The sequence below is a fragment of the Austwickia sp. TVS 96-490-7B genome (assembly GCF_019331795.1).
Lineage (GTDB): Bacteria > Actinomycetota > Actinomycetes > Actinomycetales > Dermatophilaceae > Austwickia.
In genome coordinates, this window is the sequence record NZ_JAHPZL010000003.1 from 324,989 (window position 1) to 346,306 (window position 21,318).

20 protein-coding genes are annotated in these 21,318 nt (G+C 64.9%); 10 read left to right on the forward strand and 10 right to left on the reverse strand.

Annotated features, from left to right (window positions below; genetic code table 11):
• Window positions 1-114: 114 nt before the first annotated feature.
• A complete protein-coding gene (locus KEM60_RS04065) occupies window positions 115-408 on the reverse strand; it encodes an antitoxin (RefSeq protein WP_219106215.1) in 294 nt (97 codons plus the stop codon).
• 1 nt (window position 409) lies between these two features.
• Window positions 410-1,840, reverse strand: coding sequence for an NAD(P)H-quinone dehydrogenase (locus KEM60_RS04070; RefSeq protein WP_255574215.1), 1,431 nt, complete (start codon window positions 1,838-1,840; stop codon window positions 410-412).
• Between the two features lie 128 nt (window positions 1,841-1,968).
• Between KEM60_RS04070 and KEM60_RS04075 the strand changes: the two genes are divergently transcribed.
• Window positions 1,969-2,793 (forward strand): purine-nucleoside phosphorylase, encoded by an 825-nt coding sequence (locus KEM60_RS04075; RefSeq protein WP_219106217.1) that lies wholly within the window; start codon window positions 1,969-1,971, stop codon window positions 2,791-2,793.
• A gap of 33 nt (window positions 2,794-2,826) precedes the next feature.
• On the opposite strand, the gene KEM60_RS04080 is transcribed toward KEM60_RS04075, so the two are convergent.
• Entirely contained in the window at window positions 2,827-3,462 is a 636-nt protein-coding gene (locus KEM60_RS04080) for a PH domain-containing protein (RefSeq protein WP_219106218.1), read from the reverse strand.
• 212 nt (window positions 3,463-3,674) lie between these two features.
• Between KEM60_RS04080 and KEM60_RS04085 the strand changes: the two genes are divergently transcribed.
• Genes KEM60_RS04085 through KEM60_RS04105 form a run of 5 tightly spaced genes read left to right on the forward strand, consistent with a single transcriptional unit; the run spans window position 3,675 to window position 9,054 of the window.
• On the forward strand, window positions 3,675-4,733 hold the full coding sequence (locus tag KEM60_RS04085) for a hypothetical protein (RefSeq protein WP_219106219.1): 1,059 nt from the start codon (window positions 3,675-3,677) through the stop codon (window positions 4,731-4,733).
• Window positions 4,733-5,419, forward strand: a complete 687-nt coding sequence (locus KEM60_RS04090) for a DUF4129 domain-containing protein (RefSeq protein WP_255574307.1) — start codon at window positions 4,733-4,735, stop codon at window positions 5,417-5,419. The genes KEM60_RS04085 and KEM60_RS04090 overlap by 1 nt, the downstream gene beginning before the upstream one ends.
• Window positions 5,416-6,561 (forward strand): DUF4350 domain-containing protein, encoded by a 1,146-nt coding sequence (locus tag KEM60_RS04095; protein ID WP_219106221.1) that lies wholly within the window; start codon window positions 5,416-5,418, stop codon window positions 6,559-6,561. The genes KEM60_RS04090 and KEM60_RS04095 overlap by 4 nt, the downstream gene beginning before the upstream one ends.
• Window positions 6,558-7,709, forward strand: a complete 1,152-nt coding sequence (locus KEM60_RS04100; RefSeq protein WP_219106222.1) for a MoxR family ATPase — start codon at window positions 6,558-6,560, stop codon at window positions 7,707-7,709. Before KEM60_RS04095 ends, KEM60_RS04100 begins: the two co-directional genes overlap by 4 nt.
• 19 nt (window positions 7,710-7,728) lie before the next feature.
• On the forward strand, window positions 7,729-9,054 hold the full coding sequence (locus tag KEM60_RS04105) for a DUF58 domain-containing protein (RefSeq protein WP_219106223.1): 1,326 nt from the start codon (window positions 7,729-7,731) through the stop codon (window positions 9,052-9,054).
• A gap of 15 nt (window positions 9,055-9,069) precedes the next feature.
• On the opposite strand, the gene KEM60_RS04110 is transcribed toward KEM60_RS04105, so the two are convergent.
• Window positions 9,070-10,065, reverse strand: a complete 996-nt coding sequence (locus KEM60_RS04110) for a stage II sporulation protein M (protein WP_219106224.1) — start codon at window positions 10,063-10,065, stop codon at window positions 9,070-9,072.
• Between the two features lie 74 nt (window positions 10,066-10,139).
• Between KEM60_RS04110 and KEM60_RS04115 the strand changes: the two genes are divergently transcribed.
• Window positions 10,140-10,997 carry an RDD family protein gene (locus tag KEM60_RS04115; protein WP_219106225.1) on the forward strand — a complete coding sequence of 286 codons (858 nt, stop codon included), beginning with the start codon at window positions 10,140-10,142 and terminating at the stop codon, window positions 10,995-10,997.
• Here the strand turns inward: KEM60_RS04115 and KEM60_RS04120 are convergent.
• Window positions 10,954-11,319 carry a cupin gene (locus tag KEM60_RS04120; protein ID WP_219106226.1) on the reverse strand — a complete coding sequence of 122 codons (366 nt, stop codon included), beginning with the start codon at window positions 11,317-11,319 and terminating at the stop codon, window positions 10,954-10,956. The genes KEM60_RS04115 and KEM60_RS04120 overlap by 44 nt on opposite strands.
• Before the next feature lie 204 nt (window positions 11,320-11,523).
• Window positions 11,524-12,807, reverse strand: coding sequence for a thymidine phosphorylase (locus tag KEM60_RS04125; protein WP_219106227.1), 1,284 nt, complete (start codon window positions 12,805-12,807; stop codon window positions 11,524-11,526).
• Between the two features lie 160 nt (window positions 12,808-12,967).
• On the opposite strand from KEM60_RS04125, the gene argE reads away from it, so the two are divergent.
• From argE to KEM60_RS04140, 3 genes are all read left to right on the forward strand, one after another.
• Window positions 12,968-14,164: an acetylornithine deacetylase gene (gene argE / locus KEM60_RS04130; protein WP_219106228.1), complete on the forward strand. Its 1,197-nt coding sequence runs from the start codon at window positions 12,968-12,970 to the stop codon at window positions 14,162-14,164.
• Between the two features lie 54 nt (window positions 14,165-14,218).
• Window positions 14,219-14,812 (forward strand): hypothetical protein, encoded by a 594-nt coding sequence (locus KEM60_RS04135; RefSeq protein WP_219106229.1) that lies wholly within the window; start codon window positions 14,219-14,221, stop codon window positions 14,810-14,812.
• Between the two features lie 113 nt (window positions 14,813-14,925).
• The gene (locus KEM60_RS04140) at window positions 14,926-15,954 is read left to right on the forward strand and encodes an SDR family oxidoreductase (protein WP_219106230.1); all 1,029 of its coding nucleotides are present in this window, start codon (window positions 14,926-14,928) and stop codon (window positions 15,952-15,954) included.
• 53 nt (window positions 15,955-16,007) lie between these two features.
• Here KEM60_RS04140 and KEM60_RS04145 read toward each other — a convergent pair whose 3' ends face one another.
• The 4 genes from KEM60_RS04145 to KEM60_RS04160 form a co-directional block, all read right to left on the reverse strand.
• Window positions 16,008-16,421: a cytidine deaminase gene (locus KEM60_RS04145; protein ID WP_219106231.1), complete on the reverse strand. Its 414-nt coding sequence runs from the start codon at window positions 16,419-16,421 to the stop codon at window positions 16,008-16,010.
• Window positions 16,422-16,512: 91 nt separating this feature from the next.
• The gene (locus KEM60_RS04150; protein ID WP_219106232.1) at window positions 16,513-18,036 is read right to left on the reverse strand and encodes an ABC transporter permease; all 1,524 of its coding nucleotides are present in this window, start codon (window positions 18,034-18,036) and stop codon (window positions 16,513-16,515) included.
• Window positions 18,033-19,676, reverse strand: a complete 1,644-nt coding sequence (locus KEM60_RS04155) for an ABC transporter permease (protein WP_255574217.1) — start codon at window positions 19,674-19,676, stop codon at window positions 18,033-18,035. Before KEM60_RS04155 ends, KEM60_RS04150 begins: the two co-directional genes overlap by 4 nt.
• Window positions 19,673-21,286, reverse strand: coding sequence for an ABC transporter ATP-binding protein (locus KEM60_RS04160; protein ID WP_219106233.1), 1,614 nt, complete (start codon window positions 21,284-21,286; stop codon window positions 19,673-19,675). Before KEM60_RS04160 ends, KEM60_RS04155 begins: the two co-directional genes overlap by 4 nt.
• Between the last annotated feature and the right edge of the window lie 32 nt (window positions 21,287-21,318).

The window sequence follows — 21,318 nt, forward strand, 5'->3', positions numbered from 1 at the left end:
GATGACGCCAGCTGACGTTTCCACCGTGACCATTCGCACCTGCTCACTGAAAGGCATTGAGACTAGTCCGGCGGGATTCTGACACGGCGGGTCGTCCGGCAGCGGCGGCCAAGGTCAGATCTTGGTGGGCGGGTCGATCGGTGTGGGTGGGTCGACCGGGTCGGTCGTGACCTGGTCGATGGTGGGGGTGCTGGTCATCTCCTCGGTGAAGGCGTCTTTAGCCCGCCTGGTGGTAGCCAGGGCGTCATCAACGGCCCGAGTGCCGACGGCGAGTTGGTCGGCGTACCGACTCCCGGTGCGGATGTTGACGGCATCCTCGACGGAATGGACGCCATTGCTGAGCGTCTCCCCCAGAGGCCGCCGACGTCTGTGACGCCACCGGTGGGTGAGGGCACGCCACCGTGACATGTCAGTCGCCGACAGCGTGCAGGCGGCGGGCAGCTTCAGCGATCGACCCGGACAAAGACGGGTAGACGGTAATGGTGGAGGCGACCTGGTCGACGGTGAGGCGTTGCCCGACGGCCAGGGCGATCGGGAAGATCAGTTCGCTGGCGCGGGGGGCGACGACGACACCACCGACGACCTGGTTGCTGCCGGCACGGGCGAAAAGCTTGACGAAACCGACGCTGACGTTGTCCATCTTGGCGCGGGCATTGGTGGCCAACGGCATGGTGATCTGGTGAATGTCGTCACGGTCGGTCGCGTCGGCTTTGGTGAGGCCGACAGTAGCGATCTCTGGATCGGTGAAGATGGTGGAGCTGACACCGCGAATGTTCAGCGGGGCGACGGCATCACCGAGGGCGTGTGCGACGGCAATACGACCCTGCATGGCCGCGACGGAGGCCAACGGCAGGACGCCGGTGCAGTCGCCAGCAGCATAAACGCCACGGACGCTGGTGCGAGACACCCGATCGACGCGGATATGTCCACGCTCGGTGCGGGCGACTCCGATGTCCTCCAAGCCGAGGTCATCAGTGCGGGGCACGGATCCGACAGCGAGCAGGGCGTGGCTGCCGGTGATCTCACGACCGTCGTCGAGGAGTACGTGGACCTGGTCGCCGTCACGTCGTACCGCAGCCATCCGGGACCGGTTGAGCACCTGCATGCCTCGATCGCGGAAAACGTCCTCGATGACTTGCGCGGCATCGCTGTCTTCGCCGGGGAGGACGTGATCTCGGGAGGAGACGAGGGTGACGGTGGTCCCCATCCCCAAGTAAGCCTGGGCGAGTTCGGCGCCGGTGACACCGGAGCCGACGACGATGAGGTGTTCAGGGATGTCGGTGAGCGTCCATATCTGTTGCCAGGTAAGGATGCGTTCCCCGTCGGGGACCGCAGTGTCCATGACGCGCGGGGCGGCTCCGGTGGCAAGCAGGATCATGTCTGCGTCGATGTCGTACGGCGCTGCTGGGGGCTCGTCCCCGCTGGTGGCAGGGGTGACTCGGACCTGGGACGGTGAGATGAGCCGTCCCCGTCCAGTGACGACATGAGCGCCTCGGGCCTGCAGCCCGGTGCGGATGTCGGCGCTTTGCGCTTTGGCGAGGGCTTGGATGCGGGCGTTGACCAGGGGAAGGTCAGCATCGAGGGCGGCGTCATTGGCGGTACGACGTTCGGGGGCGGCCAGGCGCACTCCCATCTGCGCGGCCTCACCGACTCGACCGACGTAGGTCGCGGTGGAGATGAGAGCTTTGCTGGGGACGCAGTCGGTGAGGACGCAGGATCCGCCGACCCCATCGGAGTCGATCACGGTGACCTGGGCGTTCAGGGAGGCTGCCACAAGGGCCGCTTCGTAGCCGCCGGGGCCTCCGCCGATGATGACCACAGACTGCGTTCGTTCGCTCACGGGGACCATCCTGTCATTGCCGCGGAGTCGGGGTGACACTGCTGGTGAACGCTACGCCTGTGCGGACGGTGGAGCTGCAGTATCCGTGTCACATGGGGTCTGTCGGGATCAGGCCCTAGTCTGCTGTCATGGCTGAGGAACAGTGTGTGGATACCCAGGATCCTTTTGTACTAGCTGAGCAGGCTGCGGCGGTGATCGCTGAGGGCACTGGTGTGGCCCGTCACGACATCGCGTTGGTCCTCGGGTCGGGGTGGGGACAGACTGCGGATCTGATCGGGGAGACTCGGGCGTCGTTGCCGCACGACGCAGTGCCGGGTTTCGCCAAAGCCGCGGTGGCGGGTCATTCGGGGACGATGCGGTCGGTGGCGATCGGGGATTCGGATCGGCGAGCGTTGGTCTTCGGGACGCGGACTCATTTCTATGAGGGTCGGGGGGTGCGAGCGGTGGTGCATGCGGTGCGGACCGCTGCTGCTGCCGGATGCCGGGCGATCGTCTTGACCAATGGGTGTGGCGGGTTGCGGGCCGAGTGGGCACCGGGGACTCCGGTGCTGATCAGTGACCACCTGAACCTCACAGGGCAGTCGCCCATCGAGGGCGCGAACTTCGTGGATCTGACCGATCTGTATTCGCCGCGGCTGCGTGAGCTGGCCCAGCAGATCGACCCGGATCTGGACGAGGGCGTCTATGTACAGTTCCGAGGACCGCACTACGAGACTCCAGCCGAGGTGCGAATGGCTCGTGTCTTGGGCGGCGACCTGGTAGGTATGTCGACGACATTGGAGGCCATTGCGGCCCGGCAGTGCGGCATGGAGGTGTTGGGCGTGTCTCTGGTGACGAACGCTGCTGCGGGTATTTCCCCGAACCCGCTGTCGCATGCAGAGGTCGTGGAAGCCGGTCAGGCTGCCGCGGCGCGATGTGGCAAGTTGTTGGCGCGCATCGTGGTGGCGATCTGAGTTGACGGGCGTGGGTGTCGGTCGTCGCCGGCGTTAGAGCACGGTGACGGCCATCACCGCGAGCGCGCCGAGGAGCAGTAGAAGCGTGGGGGCCCAGGCCATGTCGGTGTGGGTGGTAGCCAGTTGGGGGTGTTCCTCACTGACGGGCTTGAGGCTCGTCGGGCGGTGATCGCGTCCCCGTTCGATCCACGCGGCGATAGCAGCGGCCGAGGCTCCCCAGGTGGGCGGTCGCAGACCGGCTTCGACAGCGGAGGCGTCGACGACCATGACGTCGTGGGGACCGAGTGTGGTCGCCGCTGAGGATTCTTGACGGCGCCGGAGTGCGTCCCGGCCGGGGCTAGCTGTCCCAGAGATGGCCCAGGAGGTGTAGGACGTCCCGGCGGCGTCGACGATCAGGCTCCACGAGGACCGGGCTGCGTCTATCTCGTTCCAGGGCACGGTGGTGTCACGGAGTATGTTGCGGATCTGGACCCCCCGGTCATCTACGACGACACACGGCCGGAGGAAACCGGCATAGGAGACGACCAGAGCTGCGATGCACCAGGCCGTGGTGGTCGTCGACGGGGTGTTCCACCCTCCAGCCATGGACCAGAGCACAGCGAACGCCACGGCGGCGAGGGTGATGCCCACCATCAGTTGTCCCCATTGGCGGAAGCTCTGCCGTTCCACGGTTCACCTCGTCGTTGTGCCTTGTCGTGTCTGGGGCAGGATATCGAGGTCACGGCGTGCGGGAGTGTCCGCGCAGGTCTGGCGTGGCGGTTGTTGTCGGATGGAGGTGCGGTGTTGTCGTCGATATGCCCAGGTGTCCGTCGCCCGGTGAGGCATGATGGTGGCCATCGTCGCTGGGCGACAGGTCGGTGACCAGAGGTGAGGACACAGGGATGACGCAGCAACCTGAGGCACCGGCAGCTGCCGTTCTGGTGCCGCCGGGGTCGGTGTCGCCGGGTTCTCAGGGCCCGATTTATGGGGACCGGTTCGGGGTGGCGGAGGGGTTTTCGCCAGAGTTGTCGATGGCTGGTTTGCCGGAGTCGGTGGACGAGGCGATGGGGTCGGCGCAGGTGCTCGCGTATCGACCTGGGGTGATCACGTTACGACCGATGGATATGGGTCCGTTGGTGGACGCGTCGGTACGGTCGGTGCGGACTGCTCCGGCGTTGTATTTGGGGGTGATTGCTGTGGTGGCGGCGGGGGCGGTCGTGGTGGAGACGGGGATTGGGGTGTGGATGGAGTCGTTGTCGGTGAAGCAGGGGATCTTCGGGTTGAGGCCGTCGCCGACGACGGCGGGGTGGAGCTTGTTGGGGGGTCTCGCTGCGGGGTTGTTAGCGGTTCCGACGTCGTACGCCGTGTTGGGTCGGAAGAACACTCTGCGGGCGTGGTGGGCGGCGACGGCACCCCGAATCGGCGCCCTGGTGGGGTATGTGGCGGTGATGGCGGCGGTGCTGGTGCCGGTGATCGCTGCGGTGTGGCTGGGTTTGGGGGGTTCTTCAGCGCAACCAGTGAATTTGTGGTTGACGATGGGGGCATTGGCTGCGTTGATTGAGGTGCTTCGGGTGCCCTTTGTGGCAGCTCCAGCGGCGGTGGTGTTGGAGGGGCTGGGTCCGTGGCGGGCGGTACGACGGTCGTGGAGCTTGGTGCATGGGTCGGTGATGCGGACGTTTGCGATCGGGATAGTGTTGCGTCTGTTGACGATGTTGTTATCGGTGTCGTTGTCGGTGCCTTTCGCGTTGGGGGTGCTGTTTGCAACTGAGGTGGGGGGAATCAAGCTGGAGCAGGGGATCATTGGCGCGGCATTGCCGGTGCTGCTCTCCCTGGTGGTGTTGTGCCTGACGTTGCCCTTTGAGGCGGCGTTACGAACGTTGTATTACACGGATCTTCGGGTGCGCACCGAAGGTTTCGATGTGATGCTGCTTGAGGATGCCCGGCGGCGGGGGCGACGGTGATGCGACAGGTGGCGATGCTGGGCTGGTGGGTGACGGCTGACCCTGCCCCGGACCCAGGGACTGCGCGCGAGTGGGCCCGGCAGGAACTCGCGAAGGACGCCTACGGCGAGTCGTGGATTGAAAAAGCTCTCAACGGGATCATGGATCTGATCCGTCACCTGTTCTCTTCGGGGCCTCCTGGGCGGTGGTCCATCCCGGTGGTGGCTGTGCTGCTGGGGATCCTGCTCCTGGTTGTGGTGCTGGCATTGGGATTGCGGTGGGCACGTCGGACCAAGAAACCGGAAGTGTCCTCGGAAGACGCGATGCCGGTGTTTGACGGTCCCGCGTTGACTGCAGCGACGTACCGGGAGTTGGCGGTGGCGGCGTTGGCTCGGGGCGACACGGCGACGGCGGTAGTGGAGGCGTTCCGGTCGATGGCCGCGGGTCTGATTGAACGGCATTTGTTGGATGAGGCTTTGGATCGCACCTCTGGGGAGTTCGCGCAAGCGGTAGAGGCGACCTTCGATGGTTTCGGGGATCGGGCCCGGGCAGCGTCGTCATGCTTTGACCTGGCCCGGTACGGCGGTGGCGCCCCCTCTTTCCCGGAGGCGCAGGCCATGCTGACGCTGGAGGAATCGTTACGCCACGCTGCCCCTCGCCACGATGACCCGGCGGAAGCTGTCGATGCGTTGGCGGCGCAGGGATGAGGCGTGGGGCCCGCGCTGGGATCACGGCGGCGATTGTCCTGCTTGTGCTGTTGACGGCGGTGGTGATGGGGTCTTGGCAGGGCCTCCAAGGAGGCAACGCAGCTGAGGGTGATCCTCGGGTGACGCGGTCAATGGGCAGTGCTGCTGTGGCGCAAGTGTTGACTGATCATCAGAAGATCCGGATGACCCAGGCGATGTCAGCGGACCAGATCGGGGATGCGCGCGGTGCCACGTTGCTGGTCTTCCGGCGGGGAAGTTTAGCGCCGGAAGCGCTCGCATCGGTGAAACGCGCCTCGACGACAGCTCAAGATCTGGTGGTGGTGCAGCCCCATCAGTCCGTCTTGAAAGAGTTGGTCCCGGAGGTCGAGTCATCAGGTGGTGTGGACGGTGCCTTGACCGCCACCTGTGTCACCGACCTGACCACTGGGAAGGAAGAGATCGGCGGGCCGTCCGAGACGTACCGATTCGTGGGTGCCACCAAAGGACAGGTGTGTTTTCCCGGTCCGGCAGCTATCACCGAATCCGGCGGTGCGGTGGTGACATTCACCCGCCCCAGTGGGCAGCGGGTCACCGTCATCGGCAACCCCTGGATATTTTCTAATAGCCAGTTGACTGAGTTGGATCACGCAGCGATGGCAGTGCGATACCTCAGTCGATCCCCGCACCTGATCTGGTACTTAGGCATCCAAGATCCCCGATCGACACCGAAGGACGCCGCCTCCTCGGAGAATGCTTGGCCGCCAGCGTGGTTCCAACCCTTGGTCTTGGCTTTGGCCGGTATGGTCGTGGCGCTGATGTGGTGGCGGGGGCGCCGCCTTGGTCGGCTGGCCCAGGAGCCGCTGCCCGTCATCGTCCAAGCCAACGAGACCACAGTCGCTCGCAGCCAGATGTACCGTCGGGCCCGCCAACCGGCGTATGCCGCTAGCGTCCTGCAAGAAGCAACCCGTCACCGTCTCAGCCCCCTCTTGGGGTTGCCGGAAGGGTCGGACACGCAGAGCGTGGCAGCGGCGGTGTCGGCGCGCACCGGGCGACCCACGGATCAGGTCTTGGCCGCGCTGACGAGCGCTCCGGACTCATCAGAAGCGTTGACCACCCTCGCGGGTGATTTGACCACCATCGAGAAAGAGGTCCGCCGATCATGACCGATCAGCCCCCCTTCCCCCCGCAAGGTGCCTCCGTGCCGCAGGCCAGGCCATATGACCCGCAGCCGCCCATGCCGGAGGGCTACCACCCCGGTCACCAGGGAGGGTATCCCCCGCCCCCACAGATGTCGCCCACTCAGCCACCCGCGTCGGGGGCTCCCCACGGGTATTCGCAGATGCCAGAGGAAAGCCGCGAAGACAGCGCGGCACGGGAGAAGTTGCTGGCGGTGAGAGATGAGGTCGGCAAAGCCGTAGTTGGCCAGGACAGTGCGGTGATTGGGTTAATCATCGGGTTGATTTCCCGAGGGCATGTCCTCCTGGAAGGTGTTCCCGGGGTCGCCAAAACGTTGCTGGTCCGTTCGCTGGCTGCGGCGCTGGCGATCGACACCAAACGGGTCCAGTTCACCCCGGACCTGATGCCCGGCGACATCACGGGATCATTGGTCTATGACCCGACCTCCGCGGAGTTCAGTTTCCGCGCTGGGCCAGTCTTTACCAATCTGCTCCTCGCAGACGAGATTAACCGGACCCCTCCCAAGACGCAGGCAGCATTGTTGGAGGCGATGGAGGAGCGACAGGTCAGCGTCGATGGAGAGACCCGACTCTTGCCGTCGCCTTTCCTGGTGGCGGCGACGCAAAACCCGGTAGAACACGAAGGGACCTATCCGCTGCCAGAGGCCCAGCTCGACCGCTTCCTCTTAAAAATTGAGATCGGGCTTCCCGATCGACACGAGGAAGTGGCTGTGCTGCAGCGGCACGCTGCGGGTTTCGATCCTCGCGATCTCGCCGCCGCCGGATTGACTCCCGTTGCTGGCCCAGCTGACTTGTTAGCCGCAGCAGAAGCAGTACGGCGAGTCGCAATCGCCCCAGATGTCGCGGCGTACATCGTCGACATCGCCCGGGCGACCCGGCACTCGCCATCGCTGGAATTGGGAGTCAGTCCTCGTGGGGCGACTGCACTGTTGGCGACCTCCCGAGGGTGGGCCTGGCTGAATGGCCGCTCTTTCGTCACCCCAGATGATGTGAAGGCGTTGGCGCACGCGACCTTGGCGCACCGGCTGCGGTTGCGCCCGGAAGCCGAACTGGACGGAGTGTCAGTCGGGACGGTGCTCGCCAACGCGGTCGCCTCAGTGCCGGTGCCCCGATGATCGACGACGGGGTGACCTCATGGCCGTGACCGGCCGGTTCGTGGCCTTGGTGGCGGCAGGGACAGCTCTGCTCCTGATCTGGCCACAAGCGATGTTGGTGCGCGGATGGTGGGTGCTTTCGGTGGCTTTGGCGCTGCTCGACGTGGCGCTGGCCACCTCACCGGGACGGCTGTCGGCAACACGGTCCCCGGTGGAACCCGTCCGACTGGGTGCCTCCACCCGCAGCAGACTGACCGTGACGAACCCGACTCGCCGTCAGGTCAGGATGCAGCTGCGCGACGCCTGGCAGCCGTCCGCTGGGGCCCACCACGATCGTTCCCAGATGGTGCTGCACCCGGGCCGCAGCGCCACCTTCGACGTGACGTTGACGCCCACTCGCCGCGGTGACCGCTTGACCGACCGGTTGACGGTGCGGGTATTCGGACCGCTGGGATTAGCCGCCCGACAGCGTTCCTTCGACGTACCAGGGGTGGCACGGGCTTTGCCGCCGTTCCATTCCCGGAAGCATCTGCCGAGCCTGTTGGCCGAGCTGCGCCAGCTAGACGGACGATCCGCAGTACGGACCCGCGGTCAAGGCACTGAGTTCGACTCGTTGCGCGATTACGTCGAAGGTGACGACGTACGCAGCATTGACTGGCGGGCCTCGGCGCGCCGTCAACAGGTCGTCGTACGCACCTGGCAACCCGAACGGGACCGGCACGTCGTCCTAGTGCTGGACACCTCCCGGACCAGCGCCGGACGCATCCTCGACATGCCCCGACTCGACTCGGCGATGGATGCAGCGCTGCTGTTGGGAGCGTTGGCGTCCCGCGCAGGAGACCGCGTTGAGGTGTTAATCGGTGACCGGACGGTGCATGCGCAGGTGCGCACTGATCGGCGCGGAGAGCTCCTTCACCAACTGGTCACCGCGATGGCCCCGGTGGAACCCTCCCTGGTGGAAGCCGACTGGCCACGGCTGGTGGGCGCGGTCAGCGCGAGGGTCCGCCGCCGGGCGCTCGTGGTGCTCCTGACTCCGCTGGAACCAGCTGCCGTGGAAGAAAGCCTGCTGCCGGTGCTCCCCACGTTGACCCACCACCACCGGGTGGTGGTGGCATCGGTCCAGGACCCAGCACTGGCTGCGGCCACTCTGCCCGCGCAGCACGGCACTGCCGATGCGTCACCGTCAGCGTTCGACCTCACCCAGGTCTATGCCGCGGCGGCAGCCGAACAGACCATCGCTGCCCGGGCACACACTGCAGAATCGCTGAATCGGCTGAACGTGCACGTCGTGGATGAGCCTCCGGATCGGCTCCCGTTGGCGCTCTGTCAGCATTACCTCGCTTTGAAAGCCCGCGGCCTGCTATGAGTGAGGCAGCGACGGTCAGTCCCGAGCTGGTGCGACATATCCGGAGTGATCCGCTCCGACATCACCGTCAATGCCTCGGTGCGCAGCCCACCGTCCGACGGTGAAGACATAGGTCAGGAAGAGCACTTCAGCAAGGACGCCAATTCCCACTCGTATGGCGGTCGGCAGCGACGACGGTGTCACAAAACCTTCAATGAGACCGCAAATTCCTAACACCAATACCAACCCCAGCGCCACACTCATCGCGCTGCGACCGCTGGCGGCAAAGGACTGGCTGCGAGTGAGCCGACCTGGCTCCACCCACGACCAGAACAACCGAAGCCCCAGCCCTCCCGCCACAAAAACGCAGGTCAGCTCAAGAATGCCGTGCGGACTGATCAGGCCAAAGAACACATCGGCGCGGCCAGCGTTGATCATCAACGCACCGATGACACTCAGGTTGAAGATGTTGCTCCACAACGCCGTGATCACCGGAAAACCCAACGCCCCAAAAGCAATACACATCGCCGCAACCAGCAGGTTGTTCGTCCACACCCGAAAAGCAAAACTGGACGCGGCGTTCTCCACGTAATAATTCGCAAAATCGCGGTCCACCAGTTGCCGGATATCACCCGGCGACAGCAACGAACTCTCCGCCCCGGGATGCTCCACAAACCACCACATGAGGGCCGCAGTCACGATGACATTGACCGCTAGCGTGCCGAGCCACCAATACCTGGCCTGATACAACGCGGCGGGGAAGGTGTCGCTGAAGAACGTCCCAATGGCACGCACACTGGCCCGCTGCGGGCGGTGAGCATGCGAGCGCGCCCGCATGGACAGCCACGACAGATAGCCGACGAGTTCTGGGTCAGGGGCCTCGGAACGGACCGCCGAGAGGTGGGTCGCCGTGCGCTGATACAGGTCGAGCAGTTCGTCAACCTGGGGGCCAGTCAACCGTCGACGTTTGACCAGCACTTCGAGGCGTCGCCACGTGGGGAGATGGGTCGCGACGTAAGCATCCAGGTCCACGAGGTCACTGTAGTTGCCCGCTGATCCCCACGGTTGACGGTTCCCGAGGTGATCCGTGCCGATACGCTGACTGAGTGAATATCGCAGGTCCGTCAGAGAGTTACCCGGGAGCGGCGCAACCCAGCGAAAACCTGGTCACAGGTGAAGCCGTGGCGTTGGATTTGCCGTCGGCATCGCTGGGGATCCGAGCGCTCTCCGGGGTAATGGACTTGTTTTTCACCTGGTCGATCGTCATCGTCCCCGCGAACGCGGCATCGTTGTTCGTGGCGGGGATTGTCGACCCGGCCGTCGCGGCAACGGTGTCGGTGGTGGTGATCGTGGCAGGCATGATCACGTTCCCCGTGGTCTGCGAAACCTTCAGCGGCGGACGAAGCCTGGCGAAATTGGTCTTGGGGCTGCGGACGATCCGTGATGACGGCGGTCCGATCAGCTTCCGACATGCGCTGACTCGTCAGCTGGTCGGGGTCATGGAGATTTACATGTTCACCGGTGCGCCAGCGTTGGTGACCGGACTGTTAAACACTCGCAGCAAACGTCTCGGCGACCTCGCCGCAGGGACGTACGTCGTCCAGGATCGGTATACGCCACCTCACCCCAAGCAGGGGTCGATTGCGCCACCGTTAGTGGCCTGGGCGCAGCACGCCGACATTGCCCCGCTGCCTGATCAGTTGGCGCTGTCGATCCGCGAGCTGCTCAGTCGTGCCCCGCAGATCCGCCCTGTTCCGCGTCAGCAGTTGGCGATGTCCTTGGCTGCTCAAGCCGTTGCCCATGTCTCCCCCGGCCCGCCGCCGGGGACCCCACCGGAAATGTTCTTAGAAGCGGTCCTTGTCGAGCGGGGACGCCGAGATTGGGTGCGGTTGCAGCAGCAGCAGGAGTTCCGCCGCAGAATTACCGCTCGTCACGAGACTCCCTGTGGGCCGTCGTGGGGCTAAACGCGGGCAGACAGATCGCGATGAATTCGGCCCCGCTCTCTCCTACCGAATAACGGATCCGTTCGCCGGCGCGGGCGATCAACGACTGACCTGCTCGTACGACGGCTTGCCCGCCGTCGTGATCGACCAGAACGGTGCCGGTGAGCACGAGCGTGACTTCGTCGAACTCCGGCGTCTGAAATGGCTGGTCCCATCCGGGTGGTACGTGGATGTGCGCGACTGACACCGCTTCATGCCCGGTGCTCTGGCGGCCTAGATGCTCGACGACCGTCTTGCCCCCGGGCGCCGGAACCCGCACCGGCTTCGTGATCAGTTCCGGCATTGATTCAGGATGCCGCAGCTCCCGGTGATTCAGCAGTGCCTTCACCTGGCCAGAGCGGCCACTGGTTCGCCCCGTCGCTGGAGGGTCGACCACTGGTGGAGGGTCGACCACTGGTGGAGGGTCGACCACTGGTGGAGCCAGGGTGCGGTGACACCCCGGCTCCACCGGGGACCTCGCGCGTCATCGGCACGGCATCAGCATCGCTCAGCTGATGCGGTCGATGATGAGCTGCGGACGATCCGGAGCGACCTCGCCAATGCTCCAGGCCCCTTGCAGAGCTTCCTGGGCGCGAGCAAACCGCTCTGGTGTGTCGGTGTGCAATGTCATCAACGGCTGCCCTGCGCGGACGGTGTCACCCGGCTTGGCATGCAGTTCCACACCGGCGCCAGCCTGAACTGCCTCATCTTGACGGGCCCGGCCAGCCCCGAGACGCCACGCAGCGACCCCCACACCGAGAGCATCCAGTTCGGTGAGGACACCATCACGGTCAGCCGTGATGACCTCCTGCTCCTTGGCCACTGGCAGGGTCGCGTCCGGGTCACCGCCCTGCGCACTGATCATCCGACGCCACACATCCATGGCCCGGCCGTCCCGCAACGCTTCCGCCGGATCAACGTCCGTGACACCGGCCCCGGCCAGCATCTCCTTGGCCAGCTCCACCGTCAGGTCGATGACATCCTGCGGCCCCCCACCGGCGAGAACCTCAACTGATTCACGCACCTCCAAGGCGTTGCCTGCAGTCAGCCCCAACGGAGTGGACATGTCGGTGAGCAAAGCCACGGTATGCACCCCCGCGTCTTGCCCCAAGTCGACCATGGTGCGTGCCAGCTCCCGCGCCGACTCCTCAGTTTTCATGAACGCCCCGGAACCGACCTTGACGTCGAGGATCAGCACCCCCGTGCCCTCAGCGATTTTCTTGCTCATGATGGAGCTGGCAATGAGCGGGATCGCCTCGACCGTGCCGGTCACATCACGCAGCGCATACAGTTTTTTGTCGGCCGGCGCCAGACCCGACCCAGCAGCGCAGATCACCGCTGCGACCTCGTCGAGCTGGCGCATCATTTCTTCGTTGGACAACGCAGCCCGCCAGCCAGGGATCGCCTCCAGCTTGTCCAGCGTCCCCCCGGTGTGCCCCAACCCACGACCGGACAGCTGCGGAACAGCGACGCCGTACGCTCCCACCAGCGGCGCCAACGGCAAGGTGATCTTGTCACCCACTCCCCCGGTCGAGTGCTTGTCCGCGGTCTTACGGCTGAGCCCAGAGAAGTCCATCCGCTCGCCGCTGGCGATCATCGCCGCAGTCCAGCGCGCGATTTCGGGGCGGTCCATGCCGCGCAGCAGGATGGCCATCGCCAACGCGCTCATCTGCTCATGGGCCACTGCTCCCCGGGTGTAGGCGTCGATCACCCAGTCGATCTGGGCATCGGAGAGCCTGCCCCCGTCACGTTTGGTCCGGATCACATCTACAGCATCGAAGGCTTCATTCATGACATAAATCCTGCCGTACCGGACCGAATGCCTCCGCCCAGCGCCGCAACGACCCGGCTGGGCGGGCCTCCTGCGCTGCCCCCATCGACCCCGTGGGGAACGATCGAGACTAGGTTGACCGCAAGGACGTCCCGTACTGACCATCACCAGGAGGCACCCGATGACCCTTCCTCGCGAGCGCACCGTGGACTGGGTGAAGCGGCTGGTCCGGATCGACACGACGAGCAGGGAGCCGAATACACCGTTGATCGACGTAGTGGCTCACGAGTTGAACCGTCACGGGGTGACGTCGACGGTGCTTCCTGCGCCGCGGACCGGATGGGCCAATCTCATGGCGACGATCCCGGCAGCGGACGGTACGACGAGCGGCGGAGTGGTGCTCTCCGGTCATACCGATGTGGTTCCCGTTGATGGGCAGGACTGGGATAGCGATCCCTTCGAGGTGGATATCCGCGACGGGCTGCTCTACGGGCGGGGGTCGACAGATATGAAAGGTTTCCTCGCCTGCGTGCTGGCGGCAGTGCCGGAGATGGTCGCGGCTCGGTTGCGTGAGCCGGTCCATCTGGCCTTCAGTTACGACGAGGAAGTGGGATGCGTTGGCGGTGCTGACCTGGTCCGTGGCCTGATGGCCTCCGGCGCTCAACCGCGGGCAGCGATCATCGGAGAACCCACCTCAATGCGGGCGGTATTGGCTCACAAGTCGGTGAATATCGTGGAGATCGAGGTCGTGGGCTTGGCCTGTCACAGTTCGTTGGCTCCGCACGGGGTCAACGCGCTGACCCATGCGGCACGCATCATCGGGCAGATCGCTGATCTCGCGGAGACATATGCCACGGCGGGGCCGCGTGATCTCGACCACGAGGTGCCCTTCAGCACGATCGGGGTCAATGTGGCCCACGGTGGGATCGCCGCCAACACTGTCGCTGATCGGTGTGTGCTCCTCGCAGATTTCCGGACGATCGAGGGTCATGACCCGCATGAGGTGCTGAATCAGATCAAGGCGATTGCCGCTCAGCAGGAAGAGCTGATGCAGCGCCAGTCGTCGGCGGCGCGGGTCCGAGTGCGTCCGCTGTCGATGGTGCCCGGATTGTCCAGTTCCGCGTCCGGGGCGGCTGCTGGGTTGGCTCGGGATATCGGTGTGGTGGTGGATCAGGCCAAGGTCCCGTACGGCACCGAGGCGGGTCAGTTCGCGGCTGCGGGAATCGATGCGATCGTGTGTGGCCCTGGGGATATCGCCCAAGCCCATGGACCCAACGAGTACGTCCCATTGGAGCAGCTCGCTGCTTGTGAGCAGATGATCACTTCGTTGCTCGCCCACCTGACGCTTCCGCCAGAGGGTACGTCGGCGTCGGCGTGATCGACTGATGGGCCCGGTGCACGGATTTGCCGCTGCCCCTGCGACACTAGCGGCGTGACCTCGCTCAACCCTGACACCGGTTCTCTTCCTGTCGTTCCTGACGCTGACGCCCGACGGATCATCTCCACTGTCGCGGCGACCGCGATCACCTCGCAGCCCCGGTTGGCGACCGGCCCGATGTTGCGGGTCGCACCGTGGGCCGATCAACTTCCTCCTGCGGTGTTCCGTTCAGTCATCGCTCAGATCGAGCGGGGCATGGCCCATCCTGACCCTGATGAGCAGATTCGCTTGGTGTCTGAGGCTTTGCAGCACGGCGCGGACGTCGCTGCTCGTTTTGGCGCCTCGACTCCGACCCCACCGGCTTCGGTTGCTGCGGCTTCAGCCGCTGCGGAACCATCCCCGCCATCAGTTGCCGCGATGCCCGACGACGAGGCTGCGGCGCCAACTCAGCCTGACACCGCGACGCCGGAACAGCCTGTCGCAGCAGCACCAGAACCGCTCGACGCTGCACCAGCGGAGCAGCCGGAGATGACCGCTCCGGCAACGGCCGATGCCCCGGCAACGGGTGCGGTGGTGGATCAGCGATCCCGTCGGCGTGGTTCCCGCCCGACGCCGTGGTGGCGGCGGTGGTTCCAGCCGACGCAGTGACATCTGCTGAGCTGCGATGTCACTATCCCGGGCAGCAGCCTGGTCGCTACCGGTCACCGCTCACCACCTTCGGTGACCTGATTAAAGACACCAGAATGGGGTAGTCCGTCATCATGTCGAGATTTCCGTCATTGACCGCTGCATTGGCTCGTCCCGGTGCGCTCCCGCCCAGCCCTGTCGCGGTAGTGGCTGGGGCGTCTCGCGGCTTAGGTCTACTTGTCGCACGGGAGTTGGCGTCCCGAGGCTGCCGTGTCGTGGGGTTGGCCCGTTCTGAGGAGTCCCTGGGCGACGCCCGGGAGCTGATGCGCTCCTGGGGGTGGTCCATGACGACGTACGTCGCTGATGTCACCGACGCTGACGCCCTGGCGGGGGTGATCCGTCAGGTCGAGACGGAGGTAGGTCCGGTGGACGTCGCGGTGCATGTCGCCGGAATCATTCAGGTCGGTCCAGCGGTGTCGATGACCCGGGACCATTACGAGCGTTGCCTTGACGTGATGCTGTGGGGACCAATCAACCTGTCGTTGGCGGTTCTGGATGGTATGCGGAAGCGGCGGCGGGGACGGATTGGTGTGGTGACTTCCATCGGCGGGAAGCTGTCGGTGCCACATCTGTTGCCGTATTCCACGGCCAAAGCTGGCGCCATTGGATTCTGCGACGGTCTACGAGCTGACCTGGCAGGTAGTGGGGTCACGGCCACCACGATCGTTCCGGGGTTGATGCGGACCGGTTCACAAGGCGCGGCGCAATTCACGGGCGATCAGGCCAAGGAATATGCCTGGTTCGCGCCGAGCGCGTCGCTGCCGTTGGTCTCCTCGGATGCGTCAGCGGCCGCGGCACGGATCGCCGAGGGAGTCTTAGCGGGTCGCGGCATGGTGGTGATCTCCCCACTAGCTCAGGTCGGGATGCGGGTGGGTGGGGTGGCCCCGGCAATGACCGGCGCGATCCTAGGGTTAGTCGGCCGGTTATTGCCAGCGCCTCCGTCAGGTGATCCCCAGGCGAGTGGCACTGTTGACGGTCACACCGCCCGCAGGATGTTGAACTCGCCGTGGGTGGATCGAATCACCTCGGCGGGGCGCCGGGCCAGCACCCGATTCAACGGCCAGGAACGCCCCGCAGCTTCTTCCGCCACGACACATCCCTGACACCGGACCCTTGATCGAATATCTGCCCGCGCCTCGCTGAGGTGTCGGCGCAGTCAGGTCGTGGCGGTGGCGTCGCGGACCGCGTCGAGGTCGGCTGGGCCGAAGGCCTGCGGCAGGATCTGCGCCAAGGTCATGATCCCTTCGGGGGTGTAGATCTGACAGGTGGGTCCACCGAATTCGTAGAGCAGCTGGCGGCAGCGACCACAGGGCATCAGGGTCTCTTCACGGGCGTCAACGCACCAGACCGCAACGAGCCGCCCTCCGCCGGTCATGGCCAGGTGGGAGACCATTCCACATTCGGCGCACAGTCCGACGCCGTACGAAGCGTTTTCGACATTGCATCCGGAGACGATGCGACCGTCGTCGACGAGCCCAGCCACTCCAACCGGAAACTGCGAGTACGGCGCATAGGCGTGTTTCATGGCGGCGACGGCAGCGGTGTGCAGGTCGTCCCAGTTGATGGTCATGCGTGATGTCCTTTCCCTACGGTGCGGGGTGGGAACCGGATTCGGTCCCCACCCCGCGTCTTTGCCTGTCGACGGTGTCGTCAGTATCGGCTCAGTGCGCTTCACCCTTGCGGTAGATCACGCCGTCCGCAGCGGGCATCCGCAGGTTCTGGCTCGCCAAGGCCAACACGAGCAGCGTGGCGAAATACGGCGCAGCACCAGTCAGCTGGCTGGGGACTGAGTCGGATGCCGTATACCACCAGAGCGCGAGCAGCCCGAAACCGATCATGACGACCGCGCCAGTGAGGCCGGACCGAGCTGCGGTCGCCACACCGGCGGGAGCAGCAGCTTCCAGGCTGACAGCGCTCTCGGAGCGGCGAGCGATCACGGCCAACACGATCGCTGCGAGCAGGAGCAGGACGCCAGCCAGCCCGATGGCCAGTCGGACAGCCCCTGGGGTGTTGTGGTCGCTGGCATACCAGCCCAGCCCCAAGGACAGCGCTGCAGCGAGTGCGGGAACCAGGTCACGTCGGGCAGCGAGTGGTCCGCCAGTGTGTGTTGCTGGGGCGTTGCCGGAGGTGAAGGCGCGCATCGCCGTGACGACGCCGATGGTGACCACGGCAATCGCTGCCGCCAAGAGAACTGCGTGGATAGCGTTGCCGCGCAGCTGGATCGCGTCAAAGTAGCCGAACATGAGGGCACCGCCAGCCAGAGATCCTGGCCGCCAGTTTCCGAAGATGAGCGCGGCGAGTCCGATGAACCCGCGCCCGCCTGTCTGGCCATCTCGGAAGATATTGGCGGCGACCAGAGCCAGGTAGGCCCCACCAAACCCAGCGAGTCCACCAGAGACGAGGACACCGACGTACTTGTAGGTGTAGACATTCACGCCGAGGGTTTCGGCGGCGGCAGGTGCTTCACCGCAGGAACGCAACCGCAGGCCGAAGGGAGTGAACCACAAGACTCGCCAAGTCACCACGACTAACCCCATCGCGATGACCGTGGCCACTGACATGTTGGTGGTGAGTCCGGCGAGGATCCCGGCAGCGTCCGACAGACCAAACACATGTTGTTCTTCCAGCGAATGCAAGGCGTCCGACACTCCGGGAATGCTGATCTTGGGGAGTTCAGGCAACGTCGGCGATTGTGCCCCCTGATACTGCGGCCAGCACCGGGCAGCGAGATATTTCGCAGCGCCAGGGCCGATCAGGTTCAAGGCGACACCGGAGACGACATGATCGACGCCGAAGTAAACGGTAGCCACCGCATGGATCAGACCACCGACCATCCCGATGAGGATGCCACCGACCAATCCCATCCACGGCCCCCACTGCAGGGCGAATAATGCTGAGCCCCAACAGCCGAGGATCATCATGCCTTCGAGGCCAATGTTGACCACACCGGAACGTTCGCTCCACAAACCGCCCAGTCCGGCCATTCCGATAGGGACGGCTAGACCGATGGCTGCGGCGATAGCCCCAGACGAAGCAATGTCATTCTCACCGGAGACCACACGCAACACGGCGAGGCCAACAATCGCCGCCACGACGAGCAGGGCAATCCGGACCGGGTCCATCTGGGCCCGCCGCCGGGGAAGGTCCGGCACCACGGCGGTGTCGAGCTGGAGACCCATGCTCATGACTCGCCCCTTTCACTCGTTCCAGTCGTCGAGGTGCGCTGCCCGTCCTGGGTCGTCGCATCACGGTGAGACGTAGCCGTGTGGTCCCCACCTTGGGTGTTCTTCTCCTTGGGGTGTCCCGTCTGAGGGGATTTGACACCACCTCGGGCTTTCTTCGGACCTGACCTGGACCGCTTGCCCTTCTTCGGCGGTGGCGTGGACGACGGGTCTTTGACAGCTGGCCCGGTCGGGGCGGGCCGGGTCGTGGCCTGCTGCTCCTTCGGGACCAGCACGGGCTCCGAGGGTGCCGGTTTCGTCTGCGATTCCGGCTTCACGGGACGGCTGGTTTCCGCCGTCTCCACTGGACCAGATCCCTCCGTCGGTGCTGTCTTCTCCACCGGACCAGATCCCTCCGTCGGTGCTGTCTTCTCCACCGAATCAGCCGGGGCAGCCGGAGTCGCCGGGGCGGATGTGGCAGCTGGGATGGCCGACACCGCCGGGCTTGCGGGAGCAGACGGGGCCTCAACCACGATGGCGGCACCAGACGGCGCGGCATGGGTCACGGAGCTTTCGTGGTCACCGACTCGTTCACCGGAGGCAAGACGACGGGCCACCGATGCCTGCTCCATGCGGGTGGTGACTCGGTTGACGACCTCGTAAGCGATGACGACAGCCAAGACGATGACACCCTGAATGATGGAGACGATTTCCGGAGAAATCGACATGAACTGCAGCGGTCCGGCTTGCTGGTTCAGATAGGCCCACAGCAGAGCGCCGATAGCCACCCCGATCGGGTGATTACGTCCCAGCAGTGCGATACCAATCCCGGCGAATCCCAGGCCGGCCTGGAAGGTGCCACCGTAGGTGTGGTCCTGCCCAAAGAGCAGTGGCATCCCGACAAGGCCAGCGACACCACCACTGATGGCCATGGTGAGCAGCACCATTTTCTTCGCGTCGACACCACTGGCGATCGCCGCGGTTTCGCTGCGTCCTGCTGCCCGCAGGTCGTATCCGAAACGGGTGTGGGTCAGCACGAACCAATACAAGACGCCGATCAGCACCGACAAGAAGATCAGGGTGAAGACGGTGCTGTGGGCGCCTGGGATGAGATCCAGACCGTCCAGCCAAGCCGATTCGGGGATCTCTTTGGTCCGTGTCACGTCGCCCCGTTCGTCAGGGGCAACGACCTGCAGCAAATAGGCGATCAAACCGGTAGCGATCGCGTTCAACATGATGGTGGAGATCACTTCGGAGACACCCCGAGTCACCTTGAGCCAACCGGCGATGCCAGCCCAAAGCGCACCGGCGATGACGGCCACGACAATGCCCAGAAGGACATTGGCCCAGCCACCGACGATGCCGGTGCCGCACACTGCGGCAGCGGTGAATACCGCCACCCGATATTGACCTTCGACACCAATGTTGAACAAGTTCATCCGGAACCCGATGGCCACGGCGATGGCGGACAGGTAAAGGACAACCGCTTCGTTGATGATGTTGACCGTGACTCGAGGCTTGGGTGCGGTCAACAGCTGCTGCCAGACCGCACCAACCGGGTCCCCGGCGGCGGCAAGGATCAGCGAGGTCACGGCGAAAGCGATCGCCACGGCCAGCAACGGCGCGGCGAGGCTCAGACCGATCCGTCGTACGTCGAGCTTCATCGCTCATCCCCCGTCTTCGAGGTGGCACCGGTCATCGCGGCGCCCAGTTCCTGAGCGGTCACCGTGTCCGGGTCGAACGGGCCGGTCAATCGTCCGCGCAGTAGGACATAAATCGTGTCGGACAGACCGATCAGTTCGTCCAGGTCAGCAGAGATGAGCAGGACGCCGAGACCTTCGCGTCGGGCATCCTTCAGGTGGCCCCAGATGGAGGCTTGAGCCCCGACATCGACGCCTCTGGTCGGGTGGGCGGCAAGGAGCACCACCGGGTCGTGAGCCATCTCGCGCCCGACGATCAGCTTTTGCTGGTTTCCGCCAGACAGCGAACCAGCCGTCACGTGGATGCTGGGAGTGCGCACGTCGTACGCCGCCACAATCTCTTGGGTGGACGCTTGGGCGCCACGAGAGTCGATGAGCAGGCCTTTGACATTAGGCTGCTGTGTCTGATGGCCCAGGATCCGGTTTTCCCACAGGGGCGCATCAAGCAGCAGTCCGTGCCGGTGGCGATCTTCAGGGATGTATCCCACTCCGGCTTCCCGGATCGACCGCACGCCCCAACCGGTGATGTCCTGGTCCTTGAGGCGTATAGAGCCTGCGCTCAACGTGACCATGCCCATCACGGCCTCAACCAATTCGGCCTGTCCGTTTCCTTCGACACCAGCGATGCCGACGACCTCACCGGAGTGGATCGTCAAGTCGATGTGGTCGAGCAGCGGCCGAGCCCCGGAACCGTCCAAGACCAGGTCGTTCAGCGTGAGCAGCGGCGTGTCAGTGACCGTGGACTCTTCGGTGTCCGGGGTGGGCAGCGCCGACCCGACCATCAACTCGGCCAAACCGCGCGCCGTGGTCTCCCGGGGATCCACGGAAGCGACAGTGGTGCCACGTCGGATGACCGTGATGGCATCAGCCACGGAGAGGACTTCGTCCAGTTTGTGGCTAATGAAGATGATCGTCAGGCCCTGTGCCGTGAGTTTCTTCAAGTTGGCGAAGAGTTCGGAGACTTCCTGCGGCACCAACACGGCGGTCGGCTCGTCCAGGATCAGGATGCGGGCCCCGCGGTAGAGAACTTTGAGGATCTCGACGCGCTGTCGAGCGCCGACACCCAGGCGTGAGGTCATCTCGTCGGGGTCGATGTCCAGTCCGTATTCACCGGAGATCTCCCGGATACGGGTGCGGGCGGCTTCTCCGATGCCGTGGAGTTTTTCGGCGCCCAGGACCACGTTTTCTAGGACGGTGAGGTTATCAGCGAGCATGAAGTGCTGGAACACCATGCCGATGCCGTGGGTGATGGCGTCGCTGGGACTCTTCAGCGTGATCTGTTGACCGTCGACGGTGATGGTGCCTTCGTCTGGGCGTTGTACGCCGTAGAGGATCTTCATCAGGGTCGACTTGCCGGCGCCGTTTTCACCGCAGAGGGCGTGAATGTGGCCTCGGCGCACGGCGAAGGTGATGTCCTTGTTGGCCACCACCCCCGGGAAACGTTTGGTGATTCCCTCGATGTGCACGGCGTACGGCGTCCGCGGGTCCGGTGACGATGTCGTCGGTGTCGAGGAGGGTGTGGCGGGTGGGGGGTCTCCCGGCGTGGCCGGGACAGGGGGTTGAGCGGTGGGCATCGGACTTCCCAGAGTGAGGGCTGATCAGGGGG